Annotated in this window: 1 protein-coding gene and 2 pseudogenes; all 3 read left to right on the forward strand. The window is 66.0% G+C overall.

From position 1 onward, the window contains the following. Positions 1–1,251: 1,251 nt before the first annotated feature. The coding region (locus tag UK82_RS41205) for an ABC transporter substrate-binding protein (protein WP_236706634.1) at positions 1,252–2,016 on the forward strand (765 nt) is incomplete at its 3' end. Position 2,017: 1 nt separating this feature from the next. Then, a pseudogene (locus tag UK82_RS41210) lies at positions 2,018–2,439 on the forward strand (iron ABC transporter substrate-binding protein); the annotation flags it as partial. A gap of 231 nt (positions 2,440–2,670) precedes the next feature. Next, positions 2,671–2,891: pseudogene (locus UK82_RS30535) on the forward strand (IS1634 family transposase); the annotation flags it as partial.

Here is a 2,891-nt window from a genome sequence, read left to right on the forward strand (position 1 = left end):
GTCCTGACCTGCTCGAGGGCTGCCTGGCGGGCACCGGGTTGACCTTGACACCATCCCATGATCAATCAGCCGACCTCGCGCATTAAAGGTCGGTAAGCCTTTCCCCGTAACGGTCCGCGACCGCCGGTGGTGATCATGGTTGTGGCGATCGGGCGGACGATCGGGCGGACGATGGCATGCAAAACGCAGGGCTCTGTTGCATTCGGCAGGTCCGGCCGTTCCAAGGCCGAGATCGCGGCCCGGCTGGTGCCGTCGGAAGCCACGGCGAAGACCCGCGTCGGGTGGATCCCGGCCAAGCTGGAACTGCGGGACCGGCGCAGACGGTCGTCTTCGCCTACGAGACCGGCGTGGTCCGCTTGTCGGACAGCCCGCCCCGGCTGGAGCGAGAGCGGTGTCGCGGCTGATCGTGGGGCTGGTCGTGCGCTGACGATCGCAGCCTCTGGAGCCTGCATCCGCGGCGAGGACGGTGGTCCTCTGGAGTGACGGCGGTCGCGAGTCCCCGCCTTTTCCGGCCGGATAGTTTGCGCGCTGCCTATTTGTAGTCAAGTTCCTACGGAAAGTGGCGGATCATCCTTCGCCCCTCCGCATCCGCGGCTCATGGGCCGCGAAAATCTCCGCACTTGCGATGATCTGTAGAATTCCACTACACTGGCCCGGACGCCGGCTCCGAACGGCGCCGGTGGCAGGGTGTGCTCTTCGCCCCAGGATCCGTGCGCTGTCCGCGTCATGTTTCTGTCGATTTCTGTGGCGTACGGTCGCGCCGCGAATCTCGGCCTGGTCGCGGCGGAGTCCGCGCCCGCTGTCGCACGTCGGAAAAGTCTTCGGAAAGGAGGCCCGGCCCGCACGGCACGTCAGCTGTCTGCCGATCTTAACCTGCGGTATCCCCGGGAACGCGGCGGCAGTTTGGGCAGAAAAAACCACAGTCGGCGCTCGGTGTGGTGCCGAACTTCTTCGGCCCGGTCGATTTCCGGTCAGTCGATTTCCGGCAGGCTGCGACCGGACCCGGGTCGATTCACGGCCGTCAGGCGCCCGCACGGTCGAGCGGGGCTGAAACGCGGCCAAAGATATCATTGGAACTTCCTCGATGAAGCGCTGGGTGCGGCCGACGAAACATCGTGTTCACGAGTTGGTTACCCTTTTTTATTGGGGTTGATCTTACTTGACGCTGGTCTTTAGCCACTGCTAACTTCCGCCCATGATTATCCATAGCATGACGAGCGGCGTGAATCGTTTGTTTCGGGGGGACTGTCAGTGAGTTCTTTGGGGGGATGGTCGGTAAGTTCGCCGCGCCGCCCGGCGCGGGTCGCCGTCGCGGTCGGTGTCGCGAGCGTGTTCGCGCTGGCGGCCTGCTCGAGTTCGGGGGGTTCGAGTGCCGACGCCGGCAGCAAGAGCAGTGCGACACCTACGACGTCTGCCACGCCCGCCACGCATGTCGTGACGGACCTGTCGGGCGCGAAGGTGACGGTACCGACGACGATCAACCGCATCGCCGAGCAGTTCCCGGCGCATACCGTGGCCGACATCATGCTCGGCGTCGGCGACAAGCTGGTCGCGATCCAGCAGAACGTGAGCACGATCCCGTTCCTGCAGGCCGTGCAGCCGTCGATCACGAAGGTGCCGCAGCTTTTCCACAGCAGCAACGTGAACATGGAGCAGTTGCTCGCCCAGAAGCCGGACGTGGTCTCCGCGCTCTCCGGTGGTGACACGGCGAAGCCCTTCCAGGCCGCGGGTATCCCGGCGGTGGTCATGGTCTTTCCCAAGTACGCGCAGCTGACGCAGTCGATCACCGTCGCCGGGGAGACCTACGGCGGCGCCGCGGTGGCCAAGGCGAAGGCCTACAACGCCTACTTCGACAAGGTTGACAGCACCCTGACGTCGAAGCTGGCGAAGTCGACGACCAAGCCGACCGTGGTGTACATCGAGGCGTACGCCGGCAACAACATCGTGGTCCAGGGCGGGTCGTCGCTGCCGGACCAGTGGATCACGAAGGCCGGCGGGACGGACGTCGCGAAGGGANTCAGCGGCAGTCGCGTGAATGTGACCATGGAGCAGCTGCTGCAGTGGAACCCGGACAATGTGATCATCCAGGCGCCGGGCGGTGACCAGGGCCTGGCCGCCAACACCGGCGCCTCGGTGCTGGCGGGCCTGTCGAAGATCAGCGGCTGGAGCGATCTGAAGGCGGTCAAGTCGGACAAGGTGTTCATCGACCCGCGCGGGCTGTACGCGTGGGGTCAGTACACCGTCGAGCAGGCGGTGCAGCTCCAGTGGGTCGCGAAGGTCCTCAACCCGTCGCTGTTCGCCGACGTCGACCTCCGGTCGGTCACCCGCGACTTCTACAAGACCTACTTCGGCTACACGCCGTCGGACACACAGCTCAACGACATCCTGCAGACCACCTCGGCGGACGGCATCGCCACCGCGAAGAACGCCATCTCCTGACCGGGTCCCGACGCCTCGCACCGGGTCCCGACGCCTCGCATCAGAACAGCGGCCCGAGGGGCGCTGGTGAGGTGAGGGAAGGCAGGACCGGATCGGGGCCGCCGACCTGACTTGGGCCAAGATCTGATCGTCTCGCTGTTCGCGGACGGGTGACCTGCGGGTTTGGTCTGGGAGGCACGCACTAATCGGGGTGGTGGCGGTGGCCTACTCTGTCGGGTTGTGTCTCCCTACGTGCGGACGGTGAAGACCGCGTCTGGTGCGCGGGCGGTGCAGATCGTGCACTCCCAGTACCGGGGATCCCGCGAGATCGAGCACGTCGGGTCGGCGCATACCGACGCTGACCTCGAGCTGCTCAAGGCGGTGGCCCGCCAGCGGCTCGCCGCGGGGCAGGGTGAGCTCGATCTTCGGCTGGCGGGCAGCCCGGCGAACTCCGGCGCCGCGCTGCCGATCAC

It is taken from the genome of Frankia sp. ACN1ag (assembly GCF_001414035.1).
Classification (GTDB): Bacteria; Actinomycetota; Actinomycetes; order Frankiales; family Frankiaceae; genus Frankia; species Frankia torreyi.